We start from the raw sequence: 3198 nt of genomic DNA on the forward strand, positions 1-3198 counted from the left end.
TGGACTAACCAAAAAATTTTCATTACAATGGTAAATGTGGAGATAAAAGCCATCTATCAAAAGGAGTATTTACTCTGAATGAATGGAATGGTACTTCGCAAGCGAGAGTCACACTGTTCTTTTCGAGCAGTATGCGATTGTAATCCGGCAAAAGTGCTTTATGAGGATTAAAGGGTTGCTATGGTATTAAGTCCAGTGAAGTCTGAGTGGGACAAAGTGAGCTTTGCATCGACACTTTTTCTCTGTCCGATCCTCGACAATCTATTGTCGAAAGTCCCTGGTAAATGGCACGCAGAAATTAGATTAGGACTCCAAGAGGCGTTGGTAAACGCTGCTAAACACGGAAATAACCTCGACCCCCGCAAGCAGGTTATTGTCCGTTTTTGTTTTGAAGAGGGGGCATATTGGTGGATTATCTCAGATGAAGGCGGTGGATTTCAGCCACCCGAACGCAGTCGCCAAGAACAGCCTGTAGATTTATTACCGCAAGTAGAATCAGAGTCAGGGCGCGGCATGTTCCTATTACATCAAATCTTCGATCGAGTAGTATGGAATCGCAAAGGAACAGAAATATCACTATGTAAGCAATTATATTGTCAGCTCGACCGCGAACCAGCATTACTCTAGTCAAGCAGCTTAGACTAAGGCTTTGGCTCAGCTAGTTGGACTGTGGGGAGGCAATCATAGACAGTCGGCAAAATAGATGAAACTATTCTAGATTGAATTTGGCGAAGACTTTTGCATCCAATTATTGATACTTAGACGATGCCGTTAATTCTTCGAGAGATCGAACGAGGTCTTGATGGAGTTTTTTAGCACCAGTTTTACTAGAAAATTGTTGATAGTCGTTTACCTGTAGTGGTTTGCCAAGTTCGATGGTAACGCGATCGCCAAATTTGGGATAGGGATGCTCATAGTCGAGATTAATTGGAATAATCTTGAGGTCTAGATCTGGCTTTAATGATACCGCTTGCGTAGCAATCCGAGTCAACCCTTCCTTAATCGGATGCAACACTCGATCGCGAATGAGATTACCTTCAGGGAAAATTGTGAGCATTTCGCCTTGATGGAGCAACTCGATACTATGACGAATAACGGCTGGACTGGGCTTGGTGGTATCGATCTCAAAGCACCCCAATCTTCGCAAGAACCAGCCTTGAATTCCTTTCATTTCATCTACACTTACCATAATTCTCGAACTTCTACCCGTGACATACGGCCCAATGGCATAGGCAATCAGCAGTGCATCCCATCTTGTCCGATGAGTGGGTGCGAGAATTACAGCACCTGTGTGGGGAGTATATTCTGTGCCTCGGATTTCAATCTCGCGAAAGAAGCCAGGAAGCACGATATATCGACCGAGGGGATGAATAATTTTGGTCAACCACGGCGAGACTCGCGATTGGACGGGTTGACTGGAGTGGAGCGGAGGATTGTCGGATTTAGGATTGGTGAGTTCGGAGCCAGTCATAGCAGTTAAAGGATGCGATCGATTCAGATATTCCTACTTTACCCAAATGGGAGAGCGATCTCGAAAATTTACGTGACAGTTATTTAAGTGCCACAAATTAAGTTGTTAATTTGCCTCTGTGGATTCAAATACCCCGTAGAATAGATAGACACTAACAGAAGCCGTCAAAAGAGAATAGCGCGAAAGTGCAGCCGTTTCTGGGAAGATCGAGTTTAAAAAAAATTTATGTCAGATAACAAACGCAGTCAAGCTATTACTCAGGGCGTACAACGCTCTCCCAACCGGGCGATGCTCAGAGCGGTGGGATTTGGGGATAATGATTTTACCAAGCCGATCGTCGGATTGGCAAATGGTTATAGTACGATTACCCCGTGCAATATGGGAATTAATAAACTCGCACTCCGCGCTGAGGCTGCACTTAGAGCGGCGGGATCGATGCCCCAGATGTTTGGGACGATTACGATCAGCGATGGGATTTCGATGGGTACCGAAGGGATGAAATACTCCTTAGTATCGCGGGAAGTAATTGCCGACTCGATCGAAACTGTCTGTAACGGGCAGAGTTTGGATGCGGTGCTGGCGATCGGTGGATGTGATAAAAATATGCCAGGGGCGATGATTGCGATCGCACGGCTGAATATCCCGTCGATTTTTGTTTATGGGGGGACGATTAAGCCCGGACATCATAATGGAAAGGATCTTACCGTCGTCAGTTCCTTTGAAGCCGTCGGTCAATTTAGCGCGGGTAAAATCGACGAAGCCGAACTCACCGCGATCGAGCAAAAAGCTTGCCCTGGTGCGGGTTCCTGCGGCGGGATGTTTACAGCTAATACCATGTCATCTGCCATTGAAGCAATGGGCATGAGCATTCCCTACTCCTCCACGATGGCGGCTGAAGATGAAGAAAAAGCCATCAGTGCCGAAAAATCTGCTTACGTCCTTGTCGAAGCCGTTAGAAAGCAGATTTTACCCGCCCAAATATTGACCAGGAAAGCCTTTGAAAATGCGATCGCGGTCATCATGGCAGTCGGTGGCTCTACCAATGCCGTCTTGCACCTGCTAGCCATCTCTCGAACGATCGGCGTCCCCTTGTCGATCGATGATTTTGAAGCGATTCGCGGTAAGGTTCCCGTAATTTGCGATCTCAAACCTTCCGGTAAATATGTCGCCACCGATTTACATCAAGCTGGCGGGATTCCCCAAGTGATGAAAATTTTACTAGAGCAGGGCTTACTCCACGGCGACGCGCTCACCATCAGCGGTCAAACCGTCGCCGAAGTCCTCGCCGATGTGCCCAGCACCCCCCGCGCCGACCAGGATGTGATCCGCCAGTGGGACAACCCCATGTACGCGCAAGGACACCTCGCCATCCTTAAAGGCAATCTCGCCACCGAAGGCGCAGTCGCCAAAATTACTGGAGTCAAAAAACCCGTAATTACTGGCCCCGCCCGCGTCTTTGAATCTGAAGAAGATTGTCTAGATGCGATCCTTGCCGGAAAAATTGTCGCGGGAGACATTATCGTCATCCGCTCTGAAGGCCCTAAAGGTGGCCCCGGAATGCGAGAAATGCTCGCCCCTACTTCAGCAATTATCGGTGCTGGCTTGGGCGATAGCGTCGCGCTGATTACCGATGGACGGTTCTCTGGCGGTACCTACGGCATGGTAGTCGGACACGTCGCGCCTGAAGCCTACGTCGGCGGTACGATCGCACTAGTACATGAAGGCGA

Annotated in this window: 3 protein-coding genes; 2 read left to right on the forward strand and 1 reads right to left on the reverse strand. The window is 48.2% G+C overall.

The window, feature by feature from the left end:
- Positions 1-180: 180 nt before the first annotated feature.
- Complete coding sequence (locus RMO52_RS13230; RefSeq protein ID WP_310414896.1) at positions 181-627, forward strand: anti-sigma regulatory factor; 447 nt, start codon at positions 181-183, stop codon at positions 625-627.
- A 121-nt stretch (positions 628-748) separates the two neighbouring features.
- Here RMO52_RS13230 and RMO52_RS13235 read toward each other — a convergent pair whose 3' ends face one another.
- Positions 749-1471 carry a 1-acyl-sn-glycerol-3-phosphate acyltransferase gene (locus RMO52_RS13235; protein WP_310414899.1) on the reverse strand — a complete coding sequence of 241 codons (723 nt, stop codon included), beginning with the start codon at positions 1469-1471 and terminating at the stop codon, positions 749-751.
- 225 nt (positions 1472-1696) lie between these two features.
- On the opposite strand from RMO52_RS13235, the gene ilvD reads away from it, so the two are divergent.
- A partial coding sequence (gene ilvD / locus RMO52_RS13240; RefSeq protein WP_310414903.1) for a dihydroxy-acid dehydratase occupies positions 1697-3198 on the forward strand: 1502 nt, incomplete at its 3' end.

This window comes from Chamaesiphon sp. OTE_8_metabat_110 (assembly GCF_031382685.1).
GTDB lineage: Bacteria > Cyanobacteriota > Cyanobacteriia > Cyanobacteriales > Chamaesiphonaceae > Chamaesiphon.

Excerpts from the sequence above, each read along its gene's own strand:
- RMO52_RS13230 (WP_310414896.1), top strand. The coding sequence starts at position 181 with ATGGTATTAAGTCCAGTGAAGTCTGAGTGGGACAAAGTGAGCTTTGCA.
- RMO52_RS13235 (WP_310414899.1), bottom strand. The coding sequence starts at position 1,471 with ATGACTGGCTCCGAACTCACCAATCCTAAATCCGACAATCCTCCGCTC.